The sequence below is a fragment of the Streptomyces sp. NPDC001904 genome, from assembly GCF_040297005.1.
In the GTDB taxonomy this organism is placed as follows: domain Bacteria; phylum Actinomycetota; class Actinomycetes; order Streptomycetales; family Streptomycetaceae; genus Streptomyces.
The window spans coordinates 21,082-39,425 of sequence record NZ_JBEOYI010000013.1 but is presented as its reverse complement, the minus strand read 5'-3'; the positions used below and the strand labels follow the sequence as shown (position 1 = coordinate 39,425).

6 protein-coding genes are annotated in these 18,344 nt (G+C 73.8%); 3 read left to right on the top strand and 3 right to left on the bottom strand.

Annotated features, from left to right (window positions below):
• Nucleotides 1-10 precede the first annotated feature (10 nt).
• Nucleotides 11-4,594, top strand: coding sequence for an FtsK/SpoIIIE domain-containing protein (locus tag ABT127_RS21520; protein WP_351452318.1), 4,584 nt, complete (start codon nucleotides 11-13; stop codon nucleotides 4,592-4,594).
• A gap of 72 nt (nucleotides 4,595-4,666) precedes the next feature.
• Here the strand turns inward: ABT127_RS21520 and ABT127_RS21515 are convergent, their stop codons facing one another.
• The 3 genes from ABT127_RS21515 to ABT127_RS21505 form a co-directional block, all read right to left on the bottom strand.
• On the bottom strand, nucleotides 4,667-4,978 hold the full coding sequence (locus ABT127_RS21515) for a WXG100 family type VII secretion target (RefSeq protein ID WP_351452315.1): 312 nt from the start codon (nucleotides 4,976-4,978) through the stop codon (nucleotides 4,667-4,669).
• A gap of 61 nt (nucleotides 4,979-5,039) precedes the next feature.
• Complete coding sequence (locus tag ABT127_RS21510) at nucleotides 5,040-5,351, bottom strand: hypothetical protein (protein WP_351452313.1); 312 nt, start codon at nucleotides 5,349-5,351, stop codon at nucleotides 5,040-5,042.
• A 48-nt stretch (nucleotides 5,352-5,399) separates the two neighbouring features.
• Entirely contained in the window at nucleotides 5,400-6,338 is a 939-nt protein-coding gene (locus ABT127_RS21505) for a serine/arginine repetitive matrix protein 2 (RefSeq protein WP_351452311.1), read from the bottom strand.
• 208 nt (nucleotides 6,339-6,546) lie between these two features.
• Here ABT127_RS21505 and ABT127_RS21500 point away from each other — a divergent pair, with 208 nt between their 5' ends.
• Both ABT127_RS21500 and ABT127_RS21495 read left to right on the top strand, forming a co-directional pair.
• Nucleotides 6,547-15,690: a hypothetical protein gene (locus ABT127_RS21500; protein WP_351452309.1), complete on the top strand. Its 9,144-nt coding sequence runs from the start codon at nucleotides 6,547-6,549 to the stop codon at nucleotides 15,688-15,690.
• Nucleotides 15,687-18,311, top strand: a complete 2,625-nt coding sequence (locus ABT127_RS21495; protein WP_351452307.1) for a right-handed parallel beta-helix repeat-containing protein — start codon at nucleotides 15,687-15,689, stop codon at nucleotides 18,309-18,311. The genes ABT127_RS21500 and ABT127_RS21495 overlap by 4 nt, the downstream gene beginning before the upstream one ends.
• Nucleotides 18,312-18,344 lie beyond the last annotated feature (33 nt).

The following is an 18,344-nucleotide window of genomic DNA, read 5'->3' as shown; positions in this document are numbered from 1 at the left end:
TTGGACCGATGTGAAACTCATAGTCACCACCGCCGACCCGACCGGCGGACGCGCGGACCACATGCTGGACGTGCCCGACGGCGCGACCGTCGGCGACCTCGGTGAGGCGCTCGGCGCCGAATCCCTCTACCTCGGCGAACGGCGCCTGATCCGCGAGGCGCCCCTCGCGGGCAGCGGCGTGCGCGACGGCTCCGTCCTGGGCGCCGGCGCGCCCGTGGCCGTCCCCAGCGCCACCCGGTCCTGGGAACCGCCGGACGCCGAACCGGTCATCGCCGAGGTCCGCCACGTCGGCGGCCCCGGCGCCGGCCGGGTGTGGCGGCTCGGCCCCGGCAGCCACGAGATCGGCACCGACCGCGGATGCGCGCTGCGGCTCTTCGGCGGCGACGCTCCGGAGAAGGGCGTGTGGATCACCGTCGCCACCGACGGCTCCGCCGCCTTCCGCCTCCCGAAGGACGCCGACCCGGACACCTGCGGGCTGCGCAGCCTCACGCCGCCCCCGCCCGTCGATCCCGAAACGGGCACGCCGCTCACCGCGGAGGAACCCGCCGGCCGGCAGGACGGCGGCCCCGGCGGCCACACCGACGAGCCCGCGCCCGCGGGACCCGACGGGCTTCCGAAGGAACCGGATCTCCTCCCGGTCTCCCAACTCCCGCCGCCGAGCGACGACTCGACGCAGTGGCCCGCCTACGCCGACCTCTCCCTCGGTGACCATCTGCTGCGCCTGGGCACGCCGTTCGAGCCGGACGCCGCCGTCAACCCGGCACCGGACGGCGTGGGCGTCGAGTACAACCGCCCGCCGCGCATCGCGCCCCACCTGGACCAGGAGTCCCTGACGATGCCGGGCCCGCCCGGCAAGCAGGGGCCGCGGCCGTTCCCGCTCCTCATGATGATGATGCCCCTGGTCATGGGCCTGGTCATGATGAGCCTGTTCCGGTCCTTCTACTTCGTCATCTTCATCTTCTTCACGCCGGTCATGGCGGTCGGCAACTGGGTCATCGGCCGCCGCACCGGACGCCGTCAACAGGCAGACGCGCTGCGGGTGTTCCGCTTCCGCCGGGCCGCGCTGGAGCGGGAGATGCGCCGCTCCACCGTCGACGAGCGCGAGGTGCGCGGGGAGACCTTCCCCGACCCCGCCGGGATCCTCCTGACGGCGGTCGGCCCGGGCCACCGGCTGTGGCAGCGCAGGCGGCGCGACCCGGACTGGCTGACCCTGCGCCTCGGCACCGTCACCCGGCCCTCCCTCAAGCGCATCCACGACCAGGCCCGCGACACCAACCACCGCGAGGTGCACTGGCGCCTCGCCGACGTGCCGTTCGGCGTCGAACTCGCGGACTTCGGCGTGGTCGGCGTCAGCGGCGGCTCGGGCACCCCGCGCACCGTCGCACGCTGGGCCGTCGCCCAGGCGGCAGCCCTGCACAGCCCCCGTGACCTGCGCATCGTCGTACTCACCACGGACGCGCACGCGGCGGACTGGGACTGGGTCCGCTGGCTGCCCCATCTGCGGCCCGCGCGCACCGAGGCCGCCGTCATCGCGCTCGGCAGCGACCCGGAGTCCACCGCGCACCGCGTCAGCGAGCTGGTCGGCGACGTCCAGGCACGGCTCGCGGCGGCGGCCTCACCGCTCGCCGACGCGCTGGCCCGCGAGCCCGACGTGCTGGTCGTGATGGACGGCGCGCGCCGACTGCGGGACGTGCCGGGCGTGGTGCAGGTCCTCACCCAGGGACCGCAGGTGCGGATCTTCAGCCTCTGCCTGGACGAGCGGGAGCGACTGCTGCCCGAGGAGTGCCACGTCGTCGTCACCACCTCCGGCAGCCGTCTCAGTGTCCGCGCCTCGGGGGTGCCCTCGGTCACCGACGTCCGCGCCGACCTGGTGGACACCGCGTGGTGCGAAGAAGTGGCCCGCGCGCTCTCCCCGGTCCGCGACGTGACCCTCGACAGCGACTCCGGGCTTCCCGACGGCGTGCGCCTGCTGCCGCTCCTCGACCTGGAGCCGCCGGAGGCCACCCGGCTGCTGCGCGCCTGGGCCCGCCACCCCTCGTCGACCACGTTCACGCTGGGCAGCGGCTACGAGGGGGCGCTCCGCGTCGACCTGGTCCGCGACGGTCCGCACGTGCTGATCGGCGGGACGACCGGCTCGGGCAAGTCCGAGCTGCTCCAGACGATGATCGCCTCGCTGGCCGCGGCCAACCGCCCGGACGAACTGGCCTTCGTCCTCGTCGACTACAAGGGCGGCAGCGCCTTCCGGGAGTGCGCGGAACTGCCGCACGCCCTCGGCATGATCACCGACCTGGACGGCCACCTGGTCCGGCGCGCGCTGTCGTCGCTGGACGCCGAACTCAAGCGCCGCGAGCGGCTGCTGGCACAGGTCGGGGCGAAGGACCACCCGGAGTACCGGGCCAAGCGCGCCCGCGATCCGCAGCTCGCCCCGCTGCCCCGGCTGCTGCTGGTCATCGACGAGTTCGCGACGCTGGTGCGCGAGCTGCCCGACTTCATCCCCGGCCTGGTGAGCCTCGCGCAGCGCGGCCGCTCCCTCGGCATCCACCTGGTGCTCGCCACCCAGCGGCCCAGCGGATCGGTGTCGAACGAGATCAGGGCCAACACCAACCTCCGGATCGCGCTGCGGGTCACCGACCGTTCGGAGAGCCAGGACATCATCAACGCCCCCGATGCCGCCGGCATCTCGGCCCACACCCCGGGCCGCGCCCTGCTGCGCAGGGGAGCGGGAGCGCCGACGCCGTTCCAGACCGCGTGGGTGGGCGCCGAGCGCCCCGGCGCGGAGGACGGCGAGGCCGACGTCGAACGCTCGCTCACCGTGCGCGGCACCGAGCTGAGCTGGGGCCGCCTCGGACGTCCGCCGCGCGAGGACGAGGAGGGCACGGGCGAGGAGCAGTTCGTCACCGAGGAACGCCCCACCGACCTGCGGGCATTGGTCGACGCCGCCGTCGAGGCGACCGGCCGGCTGGACGACTTCGAGCAGCAGCCCAGCCCGTGGCTCCCGTCCCTGGAGGACCGGCTGTCCCTGGACGAGCTGCCGCCTTCCGAGGAGCCGGGCGGCGACCTGCCGTTGGTCCCCTACGGTCTGCTCGACCTGCCCGCGTCGCAGGAACGCCGCCTGGGCGCCATCGACTTCGCCACGTTCGGGCACCTCTACGTCATCGGCTCACCGCGCTCGGGCCGCACCCAGATGCTGCGCACCGTCGCCGGTTCCGCGGCGAACGTGCTCTCCAGCGCCGACCTGCACCTCTACGGCATCGACGCGGCCGGTGGCGGACTCTCGGCACTGGAGACGCTTCCGCACTGCGGCGCGGTGGTCTCCCGGCACGACGCGGAGCGCCTGGAGCGCCTCATCGGGCGCCTCGGCGCCCAGCTGACGGCCCGTCAGCGTCTCATCGCCCAGGAGGGGTGCGCGAACATCACCGAGGTGCGGCGGCGGGTACCGGCCGACCGGCGTCCGGCGCACCTGCTGCTGATGATCGACGGCTGGGACGCCCTCAGCGGCATGCTCGACGACTACGACGGCGGCCGCCTCCACGACGAGGTGGTGCGGTTGCTGCGGGAGGGCGCCGCCGCCGGCATCCACGTGATCGCCACCTCCGAGCGGCTGCTGCTGGGCGGCCGCCTCGCGGCGCACAACGACCGCAGGCTGCTGCTCCGCCAGGCCGACCCGAGCGACTACAACATGGCGGGCATGCCCCGCAACCAGGCGCCCACCCACGTGCCGCCGGGCCGCGGCTGGCACGCACCCAGCGGTGTCGAGACCCAGGTGGCCCTGCTCGGCGCACCCGGCGAGGGCGAGTCGGCGGCCGACGTCGACCAGGCCTCGGCGCTGCGGACGATCGGCAAGGCGGCGACCGAGCGCGACCGGGCGGTGCCGACCGCGCGGCGCCCGTTCCGGGTGGCGGCGCTGCCCGGCGGCGTCACCTTCCAGTCGGCGATGGGCGCGGTGCCCGAGGCACGCCGGAAGCCGCTGCGCGCCCTGCTCGGCGTCGGCGGCGACGAGGCGGAGCCGCTGCTCGTGGACTTCGCCGAGGGCGGCGGCTCGTTCGTGGTGGCGGGCCCGCCGCGGACCGGGCGGTCCACCACGCTGCTGGCGATGAGCGTGTCGCTGCTGCTCTCCGGCACGGCGCTGATCATCCTCACGCCGCGGTCCTCGCCGCTGCGGGGCCTCGCCGACCACGACCTGGTCAACGTGCTGCCCGATCCCGACCCGTCGGCGGACGCCGTGAGCGCCGCGCTGAAGGAGGTCAGGGACCGGCCCGCGGTGGTCGTGGTGGACGACGCGGACCTGATGCTCAACTGCGCGGCCGACAAGGTGCTGCGCGAGGTGGCCAGTTCGGGCCGCGACCGGGGCCTCGGACTGCTGCTGTCCGGGCTGCCCGAGTCGATGTCGACGCTGGGCTGGGTGGGCGTGGCACGCCGGGCGCGTCAGGGGGTGCTGCTCGGCCCGAAGAGCATCGGCGAGGGCGATCTGATCGGCGTACGGCTCTCCGCGGAGCAGGTCCGGATGGCGCTCCCGGTGGGCCGGGGCTGGACGGCCGGCGACTCCGGGGGAGCGGTCGCGGTCCAGGTGCCGCTCACCACGCTGGGCGACTGACGGGCCCGCCCCGGCCGGGACGGGCGAAGGGGCCGGCACCCCTGACCGGGGTGCCGGCCCCTTCGCCTGCGGTCACTTGCCGGCGTTCTGCACCGAGGTCGTGATGTCGGTGTCCGCCTGCTGCAGGCCTTCGGCGATCTTCGAGAAGGTGTCGGCGAAGGACTGGATGCCCTGCGAGGACTCCTTCAGCTGGCGGCTGAAGTTGTCGTAGGAGTCCTGGAGCGCCTTGCTGGCCTTCTCCAGGACCAGGCCGTCCTGGAGAAGGCCGGAGACGGTCGTCTCCAGGTTGGCCAGCTCGTGCGAGATGTCGGCGAGCTTGTGGCTCATCGTGGAGGCGGTCGTCGCCACCTGGTCGTAATCGGCGTAGATGTCGGTGTTCGCCATGCTGCTCTGTCTCCGTCCTGCTGTGGGGTGGGCGGCGGGGTGGTGCGGTGGTGGTCGCGGCCTACTTGCTGCTGCTGGCGACCTTCTCGGCGATGTCCGCGTCCATCGACTCGAAGCTCGTCTTGATCTGACGGAACTGGTCGGCGAAGGACTTGATCGCGTTCATCGCGTCGGTGAGCTTGGTGTTGAAGTCGTTGTACTGGTCGGTGAGCTGGGGGCTGGACTTGCTCAGCACCAGGCCGTTGGTGAGGAGGTTCTCCACCTCCTGCTTCGCCTCGGTCATGCGCGGCACCAGCGTGGAGTCGACGCTGGTGTCGAGCACGCCGGAGACCCGCTCGATCTCGGGGTAGCTGAGGGCGATGTTGGCGGGCATGGGCCTACCTCTCCTGTGAGTTCCCGTGGGGTTGGGGTGTGCGGATGGTCAGTCGTCGTCCCCGCCGTCCTCTTCCACCCAGTCGGCGTCGGGGCCGCTGCGGGTGGAGACGGTGGTGTTGCCGTCGTCGTCGGTCTCCGTCATCGTTCCGGAGCCGTCGTCGTCGATGACGACCTTGGTGGTGGTCGTGGAGCCGTCGGCGTAGTCCGTGGTGATGGTGTAGTCGCGGGCGTCGAACTGGTCGCCCTCGGGACCGACCATCTTCGGCGCGCTGTCGTAGACGGTGGTCGAGGTGTACGACTGGCCGTCCGTGCTCGTGATCTTCTGGGTCTCCTTCATGACGTTGTTGTCGTCATCGAGTTCGACCGTCACGTCGACCTTGCCCTTGCTGTCCTCGTAGGAGTACGAGGTGGGCGGGGTCTCCGAGGGCTTCGGCGGCTCCTCACCGGGGTTGATCGGTGCCGTACCGGCCGCGTCGTCCGCCTTCCACGCGGCACAGAAGCCGGGAGCGTCCGGGCCGGTGCACACCATGCGGATCGAGTCGTCGGGGTGTTCCGCGAAGTAGTCGTCGGCGCCGATCTTCTCCAGGTAGGCGTCCCACTCGGACTTCTCCTGGACCCACTCGTCGTGGGCGGCCTTCTCGTTGCGCCAGTCGCTGAGCCCGATGCTCTGGCCCATGAGCCCCGCCGAACCGGCGAGTTGCGCGTCGGCGTCGAAGAAGGTGTTCGCGACCGAGGCGAACATGTCGGCCAGCTGGTTCAGCCCGTCCTTGGCGTCCTTGGTGCGGCTGGAGGAGCGCCGGTAGAAGAGGTTGAACGCGGTGGAGAGCCCGGCGTGGCCGAGCGTGCCGCGCCGGTCCGAGGCGGCCGCCTCGCCCAGGTCCTTGAACGCGCCCGTGGCGCCGCCGGAGTCGGCCTGGTCGGCCAGGGAGTGCATCTTCTGCTGGACCTGCTGCAGAAGCGAGTAGTCGATCGAGAAGTCCGCCACCTTGCCGCCTTCCCCTCGCGGAGCCTCACCGGTGCATGTCGCCCCGTCCACGCACCAGGAGGCCCGGCGGTTCACCCTCCCGCCCGACGGATTGCGCACGGCTCGCGAAAATTCCTCGCGCCGGGGTGAACCGCCGTCGCCCCCCGTGCGTGGTGAGGACAGCCAACCGAAGCGACCATGCCGGTGACGACCGAGGAGGAAGCGGCCGATGCCCCGCCCCGGAGACTGGAACGCCCTCCGCATGGACGCCGATCCCACGCCGGGAGACCCGGTGGGCATCGACGCGGTGATCGCCTCGCAGGGCGATCTGGTCGCGCTCGCCGACGTCATCGACAAGGGGCTCACGGAGGTCCGCGACACCAGCGGCGGCGCCTTCGTCGGCAAGACCGGCGACGCGCTGCGGAAGATCATCGACGATGACCTGCGCAAGTACGTGACGTCGTTCCGGCAGGCGCAGGAGGACGCCAGGAGCGCGCTGCGCACCTACGCCGGCGTGATGCGCGAGCAGCAGCGCAGGGCCGACGACGCGCTGACGCAGGCGGCGGCGCTCGCCGAGGACGACGACGCGGGCCGCGACGCGCACCGGGCCACCGCGGACGACGCGAAGGACATCCTGGAACAAGCCGCGCAGACGGCGGCGAGCGCGCTGGAGACGGCGGCGGAGTCCATCGCCTCGCCCATCGACGAGTGCGAGGAGATCTGGAAGGCGCTCGGCTGGCTGGCGCTGATCCTGGTGATCCCGGCGATCCTCGTGGGCGGCCCGGTGGCGCTGTTCGCCATCGCCCTCAACGTGGCGCTGCTGATCAAGACGGCGGTCGACTTCGCCAACGGCGACGCCAGCGTGACCGACCTGATCATGTCGATCCTCGGCGTCATCGCGCCCACCACCAAGGGCCTGAAGATCGGCACGCTCTGGGACGGCCTGAAGGGCCTCGGCACCAAGGGCTTCGCCGGGGGCAAGAACCTGCTGACGGGCGGGCCGAACGCGCTCGGCCTCTTCGGCCGCCTCACGCTCGGCATCGACGACTCCTTCAAGGCCACCAGCGTCTGGCTGAACGGGATGAAGGGCCTCAAGGGCTTCGGCGGCCTGCACTTCTCACCCGGACTGAACGGCCTGAACGGGCTCCGGGGGCTGAACGGGATCCGCTTCGACCCCGCGTCGCTCGGCAAGAGCTTCGGGTTCTTCCCTGCCGCGGTGGACCTGATGGTCATCAACATGGCGGGCGCGAAGTCCTTCTTCGGGCTGCGGGCCCTGGCCACCGGGATCAACGGCATCAAGGGCTTCGGCAGCGGCATGGCCAACGGGCTGAGCGGGCTGAAGGGCCTGCGCCTCTTCCTGCCGGTCGCCGCGGACGAGATGGGCGGCGGCCTGGCGCTGGCGATGAAGATCGGCTTCATCGACCGCGGCATCTTCGGCATGTACCGCTACGGCGCCTTCGTCAACGGCGAGTTCATCGGGGCGGCCAGCAAGGTCTCCGGTGGGGTGGCCTCGGGGTTCACGCTCTTCACACCCGGTACGGCGCTCACCAGCCTGCCGCACATCGGCCTGGGCGGCATGGCCACCCCGCCCACCCGTGCCGCGGCCGACATCGGTGTGAACGTCGGCGGAGTCGGCCTGCACGGTGTGGACCTGCCGTCGATGAACCTGGTGCCGAGCGGGGGCCTGCCGGGCTTCGGCGGTGCCGCCGACATCCCGATGCCGGTGGCGGTCAACTTCGGTTCGCTGCCGCAGTTCGGCGTCTCCTTCGACCTGGCCCCACCCTCCGTCGGTACGAAGATCGTCGACATCCCCTCGGTGGGGGCGCTCGGAGTGTCCGGCGGCGGGCTGAACGTACCGCTGCCGACACTCGGCCCGGTGCAGAGCATCGGCGCCGCCCCGAACGTCTCCGGTCTCACGCCGGGGGCGGCGGCGCCGGGCATCGGCGCGGTGAGCGTCCCGGCGGTGTCGATGCCGGGGCTGGGCACGGCGGCCGCTCCGGGCATCGGGGCCGTGAGCGTCCCGGCGGTGTCGATGCCGCAGGTCGGGGCCGTCGCGGGGCTCGGCTCGGTGCCGCACGTCGGGGCCGTGGCGGGCGGCGTGCAGCTGCCCTCGCTCGGCGCGATCACCCCGGCGCACTCGGTGGCGTTCGGGGGCGACATGGTCCCCGGCGGCCTGTCGGCGAACGTGCCGAACGTGGCACCGGCGATCACCTCGCTGAACGCCCCGGCGTTGCACATGAGTTCGACGAACCTCACCCACGTGGACCTGCCCTCGCTGGGGTCGCAGATCACGGACCTGCCGAGCGCGACGGGCCTGGTGGGCCGGGAGAGCCTGACCGTACCGACCGGTGGCCTCAACGCGGCCACGACGCAGATCTCCATGCCCGCGCTCTCCCATCTCGCGCCGGGCGCGGCCCAGTTGCAGGTGCCGCCGGTCACCGCCGTCAGCACGAGCGGCCTCGGCGGCGCACCGTCGGTGAACCTCGCGCCCCAGACGGCACCGGCGGTGAACATCGCGAACCTGGCGCCGCCGAGCGTGACGGGCGCGGCGATCAGCCCGCCCGCGGTGAACACGTCGGCGGTGTCGGTTCCTTCGGTGGGCGGGGTCGGCGCGTCCGGTGTGGGGCACGTCGCCTCGCCGAGCGTGACGGGCGCGGCGGTCACTCCGCCTGCGGTCAACACCTCGTCGGTGTCCGTCCCTTCGGTGGGTGGGGTGAACTCATCAGGTGTGGGGCACATCGCCTCGCCGAGCGTCACGGGCGCGGCTGTCACCCCGCCCGCCGTCAACACCTCGGCGGTGTCGGTCCCTTCGGTCGGCGGGGTGGGTGCGTCCGGTGTCGGGCATGTCGCGTCCCCGAGCGTGACCGGCGCGGGCGTCACCCCGCCGGCCGCGAACACGGCAGGCGGCGTCGGCCACCTCGACACGCCGTCGTTCAACGGCGCGGCCCCGGGCGCGGCCGACCTCAAGACGCCCGCCGGTGAGCTGCACGCTCCGGGCGGCCAGACCGCCGGCCTCCACACATCGCCGGTGACGAACGGCTCGGCGGCGCACACCGTCGACGTGCCCTCGGTGGACGCGCACGGCGCCGCCGGAATCCCGGCGGTCACGCCGACGCCCGTCCCGGCCACGGTCGCGCAGACGACACCCCCGGTGACGGTCCCCGCCACGTCCGGCATCCCGTCCGGCACGCACGTCGAGGTACCCCCGGCGGCCCAGCCGACGGGCGCCGCCGCGCTCGGCAAGGCCGCGCCGCCCGCCCTCGACGGCAGCAACGTGTCCCTCGCGGGCCTCAACGCCCTCTTCCGCGGCGACGACGTGGCGCTGACACCGCCCGCCACACCGCACACGGACACCCTCGGCACCGGCGCCCCGCACGCGACGGGCGACCTCACCCAGCACGCCCCGGGCCCGCTGGACGCCCCGGCCGGGTTCGGCGCGGGGAAGTCCCTCTTCCACCAGGACATCCGGGTGGGCATGGTCCAGGTCTCGTACGACCTCCAGCACACGTTCACCAACATCCCGCACCTGCCCGGTGTGCGCGTCGACGTCACGCCCGCCTCGGGAGACGGCCGGCTCGTCGACGTCACGGTCCGCGGCAACGGCTCCACCGAGGTGCGCACGTCCTCCTTCACCCAGGGGGACCAGCGGATCCTGCGCCTCGAGTACGACCTCCCGCACGGCGACGGCATCCGGCGCCTCGACTACGCCCTCGACGCGGGGCAGGGGCACCGGCTGCTCACCGAGGAGGTCATCGACGTACAGGTGACCGGCGGTTCGGGAACGGTCTCCATAGAGATGGTGCCCGGCGGATCCGGCGGCCTCACGGGGCTCGGGTCCTCGGCCGGGCACGCCGTCGTGCCCGCGCTGCCCGCGCCCGCCCCGCTCACCGTGCACGTCCCGGGCCTGACGGGCGTCAGCCTCCAGGTGACCGGCGCGGCGGACGGGGCGCGGCCGACGGTCACCGTCACCGGCGCCCCCACCGGGCACCCCGTCACGGCCTGGACGGAGCAGGGCACGGACGGCCTGACCCGGCTGCACGCCGAGTGGACCCGCGGAGTGCGCTCGTACCGCTCCGACTTCACCTTCGACGGCACCGGCTACCACTTCACCGGCGGCGAGCAGACGTTCGCGCTGCGCGGCGGCCACTTCGGCGACTCGACGGTGGTGCTGCGGCTCGACGCGCACAACGCGCCGCTCTCCGTCCGCCACCTCGGCGCCGACGGTCTCCCGCTCGGCGGCGGCCCCGTCCGCCTGGTCGACAACGGCCTCCACGTGCCCACCCCGAACGGCTTCCAGACGCACAGCCCCACCACCGGCCTGCCCACCCACGACGGCCTGCGACTGCAGGGCACCGCCGCCCAGGCCGCGAACCTGCACATCGTCGGAGCGCACGGCGGCGGCGCGCCGCTGACCCTGACCGACGACATGGGCGCGCCCGTCGGCGGCACGGTCACCGCACCGGCCGACGGCCACGGCGTCTACCACGTCACCCGCACCGGGACCGGCAGTCTGGTGGACGTCCACGGAGCCGACGGCACCTTCTCCCACCAGGCGCTCCCCGTGACCGGCGGTGGCCTCGGCGGCGCGTTCGTCCGCCCGGCCGACGGGCCGCACGGAGTCCCCGCGCTCGTCCACTCCGACGGCACGCCGTTCGACGGCGCCTCGGTGACCGCCCTCGACGGCGGCGGCTACCGCGTCCAGCACGGCGGCCAGAACCTCGTGGTCGACGCGGGCGGCGTCCACACCCACGACGCGGTGTCGCTCACCGGACCCGGCGGACAGCAGCTCTTCGCCCACGTACCGGTCGGCGGACACCACCCGGTGGCGCACCCGTTCACCGCCACCGGCACCCCCGTGCCCGCCACCGGACTCGTCCGGCACGGCGACACCCTGCACCTCTCGCAGGCGGACGCCACCGTCAGGGTGCACGACGTCCGCGGCGGCGACCCGCTCTTCACCGGCCTCCCGGTCCACGGCGGAGGGCTCGGCGGCGCCCTCGTCCGCTTCGGCGACGACGGCCTGCCCACGGGCCTGGTGCGGCCCGACGCCACCCCGGTGCACGGCGCGGGCGTCACCGCGCTGACCGGCGGCGGCTTCCGTGTCGAGGACGGCGCGGTCCACATCGCCGTCGACGCCCGGGGCGCCGTGACCCACCACGTGGTCACCCTCCGCGGCCCGCACGGCGCGGGCGCCGACACCTTCGCCTTCACCCGTGCCGACGGCACCCTCGAACCGCACCCCAGGACCGGCCTCGGCACGGACGTCGCCGGACACGGCGTCGTCCGCACGCCGACCGGCACCTTCCACGTCACCGACGCCCGCGGCGACATACGCGTCCACGGCGCCAACGGCGCCCACTCCTTCGACGCCACCGCGCTCCACGTCCCGGGCCTCAACGGCAGGTTGGTCGGTACGGTGCCGGGCACGGCCGGACCGCAGCTGCTCGACGGGACGCTGGCGCCCGTCGCGGGCGGCCGGGTGGTGCCGCAGACGGGGAACGCGGCGGGCGGCTTCCGCGTGCAGGACGGCGCCCACCACGTCCTCGTGGACCCGGCCGGCGACCTGACGCACCAGGTGGTGCGCCTCGGCCGCGACGACCGGCTCGCGATGGTGCCGACCGGTGCCGGGCCCCACGCGCTCCGCGGCCCCGACGGCGCTCCCGTGGCGGGCACCACCCTGGCGCCGCTGCCGAACAACGAACTGCTCGTCACCGACGCCACCACGGTCACCGTCCATGCCGCCGACGGCACCGCCGGCCTCGGCGCCGTACGCCTCGCCGACGGCAACGGCGTCCGCGGCGCCGAGCACCTGCAGAACATCGGCAACAACGCCCCCCGCCTCCTGGACACCCACCTCCAGCCGCTCGCCGGCCACACCGTGGACACGCTGCACGGCGGCGGCTTCCGCGTCACCGCGCCCGGCGGGGACGTCCGGCTCTTCGGCGCGGGCGGCGACCTGCGCGCCACGATCCGCCCGGCGGACGGCAACGGCCTCGGGCCGCACGTCACCGACGGCGTCCGCGGCACCACCTACGACCTCGCGCAACTCTCCGACGTGCGCATCGGCACCCCGAACGCCTCCCGCTACCTGGTGACCACCGACGGACCGCCGCGCGTGGTGGACGGCAACCTCCAGCAGGTGCCCGGCGTCCAGGTCGTCGCGCACGGCACCGAGTTCCGCGTCACCGACGGACTCGGCGCGCGCGGCGGCGAGTTCCGTACGTACGAGGCGGGCGGCAGGCTCTCCGGCGAGCGGCTCGTGCCGTTCCACAAGGGCGCGGCGCAGCCGGGCCGGCACTACGACCTGACCTACCCCGCGGACGGCACGGCCGGCACCTGGCGGCTGGTGAAGCAGGGCCCGGGCGGCGCGCCCCTGCCGCACGACGACCGCGCGTGGTTCGGCAGCGGCACCGTCGAGACCAAGGGCCTGGACAACGGCCGCGTCCGGCTCGTCAGCCACTCCGGCAACGAGGTCTACGAGCGTCGGCCCCTGCACGGCGGCCACACCCTGTACGCCTTCCACGGCACCGGCGAGGCGGGCGACTTCTCGCGGGCCGGCCAGCGCGGCACCTGGGCCGAGGTCGACGCGGGCGGCACGGTCGTGCGGCACGGCACCCGGCACTGGGGCGAGAGCGGCCGCAGCTGGTTCGACGTGCGCAGCGTGGGCGGACTCGACGTCCGGGTCCGGCACTTCCAGCTCAACCCCGACGGCGGCCACGTCCTCGGCACGCTCGACAACCACCCCGCCACCCAGTCCCTGGCCACCGGTACCTGGCACCGCTACGACGAGGACTTCCAGCACCTCGCGCAGGGCACCCGCGACTGGGGCCCGGGCCGCGGCTTCACCGACCGGATGCCGGACCCGAACAACGCGGGCCGCACGCTCGTCGTGCACGAGAAGTTCGGCCGCTTCCAGGCCGGTCCGCACGACGTGCGCCGGTACTTCCAGCTGGAGATGAACGCCGACGGCACGCCGAAGACCAGTTGGGTCACGCACTCGCCGCAGGCCAAGGAGACCGGCGCGGGCAAGGACCTGGCGGACGGCTCGACGCTGGAGGTGCGCCGCCTCGCCGAGCAGCGCCCGCCCGTCAACTTCCGCCGCTTCATGACCTTCGACTACCGCACCAACCAGCTGGAGCACGCCGCGCCCTGGCTGGCCGGAGACAGCAGGCTCCAGGTCGCCCGGTGGACGCAGACCCCGGCCGGCGGCGGGGCGCCCGTCAGCGGCATCCGCTTCACCGCGATGGACTCGACCGTCACCGACATCGCCACCACCCCGGGCGCGGCGCACGTCGGCGAAGTGGTCCGCGAGACGCGCAAGCTGGGCAGCGGCAACGAGCTGAAGACCGGCGACGTGGCGCTGCCCACCACCGCGGCCCACGCGGCCGGCGTCCCACCGCAGCCGAACCACCTGCCGTGGTCGGAGGGCGACGGCAAACTCCAGGGCACCCGCACCTACGACGCCACCGAGTTCCAGGTGACACCGGGCAACGGCGGCCGTACGACGCTGTGGCAGGACCAGTTCCACCCCACCCGGCAGGACGGGGACTGGTACACCTCGGGCGGCGGTGGCTGGCACGTGGCGCGCACCGGCCTGGACGACGGCTCCATGGTCGAGTTCCGTCCCCGTCCCGCGGTGCGGCCCGACGGCGCTGCCGGCAGCGGCGACCGGGACTTCCGCGTGCAGGTCCACTCCGGCACCGGCGACTGGACCCGCTTCGACCACCAGGGCTTCGTCCTGTCCCGCTCCGACACCTGGCCCACGCCGGGCGGCGGCACCGTCCGGGTCACGGGGACCGGCCACGCCGACGGCACCCGCTTCACCTGGACCGACACCCACGGCAACACCGGCACCCGCTACACCGCGCAGAGCCGGGACGTGGACCGGTGGGGCTGGGACAAGGAGTCGTACCAGGACTTCGACGGCGACCTGCTGGTGCGCGAGCACCGCATCCTCTCCGACGGCGACGTCGTGGACGCCTGGCGCGTCTCGCGGGACCCGAACGGCGTCGAGGTGTGGAACTGGAACAAGATCGACCGGCACGGCAACATCAAGGACTTCGGCACCGGACAGGGCGACCGGGTCCGCACCTGGTTCGACGGCAGCACGGCCCTGACCGCGTGGAAGCCGGGGGCGCGCTGGGAGGACAGCGTCCCCAGCCTGGGACAGAACATCCAGGTGATCCCGGTCAAGCAGACCACCGGCGCCGTCCGCTCCTTCTTCACCGACCAGCCCTTCCGCGTACGCGAGTACACCGCGAACCCCGGGGACGCCTTCGACGCGCACGTGTGGAAGGAGTTCGACACCGGTGTGGCGGTGCGCGAGAAGAAGCTGCTGACCGACAACACGTACCTGGAGAGCGAGGAGTGGGGCAAGCACTGGCGTCAGTACGCCAACGACGGCACCACCCTCCTCAACGAGCGCTCCCTGTCGGGATACGTCTGGCGCACCGACGCCTTCGGCCGGCAGTCGATGCTCGGCCGCTACACCCCCGACTGGGTCCACACACCGGTCGGACGGGAGACGAACTTCACCGGACTCGCCGCCGAGTACCGGGGCTTCAGCCGGATGCTGCGCGAGCCCAACCGCTGGAAGTTCGGCCCCTCGGTCGCCGGCGAGTCCACCTACGCGCCGTTCGTCAGCAAGGCGTTCCAGCAACTGGCCGTCGAGATGGGCCAGGAATGGATCGTCGACTTCGTCCTCAACCTCGCCGTCTACGGCATCGCGTCGGCCGCCACGGGGGAGCCGTTCACGCCGATGGACGTGGCCAAGGCCGCGTTCGGCGCGACCATCTCGGCGGGCAGCAAGGGCGTGTTCACCACCGGACATCTGATCGCCGGGCGCGGCGGCGCCTGGAAGAACGGCCTCTCCAACGTCGACGCGGGCAACCCCTACGGCCGCCGCCCCAACGACGACAGCTGGGCGTCGGAATGGGCCGGCAACGAGAAGGTGATGCGCTGGCGGTCCGGCATCTACGACTTCGCCAACAGCTCGATCAGCGGCGCGGTCGGGGCCTTCGCGAGCGGCGCCGCGACCGCCGCCGTCTTCGGTGTGAAGGACGCCAACGGCAACACGGTGTACCTCAGCGGCGCCGACGCGGCCGCGTACGGCGGGGCCGGCGCGCTCGGCGGATTCATCGGCGGGTCGACGATCGGCGCGGCCCGCACCCTGATGCAGAACAACATCGCCGGCCGCTGGTACCACCGGCAGGGCGTCATGGACATCTTCGTGATGCCGGCGATCGGCAAGATGATCGACAAGTCCTTCTCCACGTTCTTCTTCGGCGCCCAGGTGCGCGACTGGCTCGGTATCACCGCGCCCGCGCCCGCGGCTCCGGCGGAGACGGGCGGGGACGGCGGAGGAACCACATGAACCAGCAACCGGTGATCAGAGTCGGCCCCCGCGGCCGGGGCAGCCACCGCACCCTCGCCGACGCGCTCGCCGCCGCCCCGTCCGGCGCCGTGGTGGCGATCGCGCCCGGCGAGTACGAGGAGGAGCTGCACCTGCGGCGCCGGGTCACCCTCCTCCCCGAATCGGGCCACGGCTCGGTGGTGCTGCGGCCGCCCGCCGGCGGCGCGGTCACCGTCGCCGCCCCCGACTGCGCGCTGCGCGGCCTGGTGGTGCGCGGCGCCGACCCGACGCAGGTCCTGCTGCGGGTGGCGGAGGCCTCCGCGCTGGCGCTGGAGGACTGCGAGGTGGCCCACGGCCGGGTGGAGGTGCTCGGCTCGACCAGACCCGCGGCCTCCCCGGCGCCGAGCGGCTTCCCCGAGCTGCCCGAGGACATGGGCCCGCTGCTCGACGACCCGACCTCCGGCGGGGTGCTGTGGCTCCGGCGCGTCCGGCTGCACGGGGCGCACCACGCGGCCCTGCACGTCCGCGGGGACGCCCGGGCGCACGCCGAGGACACCGTGATCGAGTCCGTCCAGGGCATCGGGGCGGTGCTCTCGGACGCGGCGACGCTCACCGCGGAGCGGCTCCGGATCCGCGACCACTCCGGTTCCTCCGTGCGGACCCGCGGCGCGGCGCGGCTGCTCGTCCGCGACGGCCTCCTGACGGGCGCGGGCCGCAACGGCCTGCTGGCCCAGGACCGTTCGGTCGCCCTGCTGGAGGACTGCCGGGTCGTGACACCGGCCCGCGCGGGCGTGTACGCGGAGCACGGGGCAGTGGTCGAACTGCGGGACTGCCGGGTCGTCGACGCGGGCGAGGACGCGCTGGTCGCGGCCGGTGAGGCGCGCCTGCGCGCGGACTCCTGCCGCCTCACGGGCGCGAGCGGCGCGGGCGTCACCGGCGGCGAGCGGTCCACCGTGGAGCTGAGCGGCGGCACCGTCGCCGACTGCGCGGCGGGCGCGGTACGGCTCGGCGGCGAGTCCCGGGCCCGGATCACCGGCAGCAGGCTGCGCGGCGGCGGGGCCCATCTGCTGACGGTGGCACAGTCGGCGCGGGCCGACGTCGACACCTGCGCCCTGGTGGACGCAAGGATGGACGGGATCCACACCTCGGGCGACAGCGGCCTCTGCGTGCGCGACTCGACCGTGACGGGCGGCGAGGCAGGGCTGCGGCTCACCTCCACCGCGCCGTGCGAGGTACGGGGAACACGGCTGGCCGGGCAGAGCGGTGACGGCGTGGTGGTGGCGTCCGGCGCCGTCGTGGAGCTGGACCGCGTCGACGTGGTGTCGGCCGGCGGCGCGGGCGTCACGGTGGACGGCGGGGCGCGGCTGACCATGGACGGCGGCTCGGTGGCCGACGCCGCGGGCAGCGGCATCGTCGTCCGCGACGGCGCCGAGCCGGAGGTCCGCGGGGTACGGGTGTCGGGCGCGGGCAAGAACGGCGTGCTGTTCGGCGCCGGTTCGGGCGGCACCCTCACCGACTGCGACCTGTCGGGCAGCGGTTTCCCCGCCGTGCACGTCGGCGCGGGGGCCGGTCCGACGCTGCGCCGCTGCCGGATCCTGGACTGCGCGCGGGACGTGGGGCTCGGCGACGGCGCGGCGCCCGTCTTCGAGGAGTGCGTCGCCGTGGACGTCACCGCTCCGGTGCTCCCGACGAACCTCATCGGCGCGGGCGGCGCGGCTCCGGTCCCGTCCGCCCCGGGCGTTCCGGCCGCACCCGCGGGCGGTGTACCGGCGGCCCCGGGCGGGACCGAGCCGTCCCTGGAGGGCGAGCCGGAGCCCGAGCCCGAGACGCTCGCCGACCTGCTGGCCGAACTCGACGAGCTGGTGGGCCTCGACGGCGTGAAACGCGACGTCAGCGGCATGGTGAAGCTGATGCAGACCGTGCGGATGCGACAGGAGGCGGGGCTGCCCGCGCCGCCGCTCAGCCGCCACCTGGTGTTCGCCGGCAACCCGGGCACCGGCAAGACGACGGTGGCGCGGCTCTACGGCCGGCTGCTGAAGGCCCTGGGCCTGCTCGGCCACGGCCACCTGGTGGAGGTGGACCGTTCCGCGCTGGTCGGCGAGTACGTGGGCCACACCGGCCCGAAGACGACGGAGGCGTTCCTGCGGGCGCGGGGCGGGGTGCTCTTCATCGACGAGGCGTACGCGCTGGTGCCGGCCGCCGTGGGCAACGACTTCGGGCACGAGGCCATCGCGACGCTGGTGAAGCTGATGGAGGACCACCGGGACGAGGTCGTCGTCATCGCGGCCGGCTACCCCGCCGACATGAACCGCTTCATCTCCTCCAACCCGGGCCTGGCCTCCCGGTTCACCCGCACCCTGCTGTTCGCCGACTACACCTCCCAGGAAGTCGTCTCCATCGTGGAGCACCAGGCGCAGCGCCACCGCTACGAGCTGAGCGAGGGCGCCCGCAAGGCGCTGTCGACGCACATCGAGTCCATCCCGCGGGACGCGGCGTTCGGCAACGGCCGCACCGCGCGCCAGCTGTTCCAGCAGATGACCGAGCGGCAGGCACTGCGCATGGCCGAGCTGGTCGACCCCGGCACGGCCCAGCTGATGGTCCTGGAGGAGGCCGACCTGCCCGTCTCCGGCGCGCTCCGCTGACCCCCGTTCCCCGGCGTCGCCGCGCCACCCCCG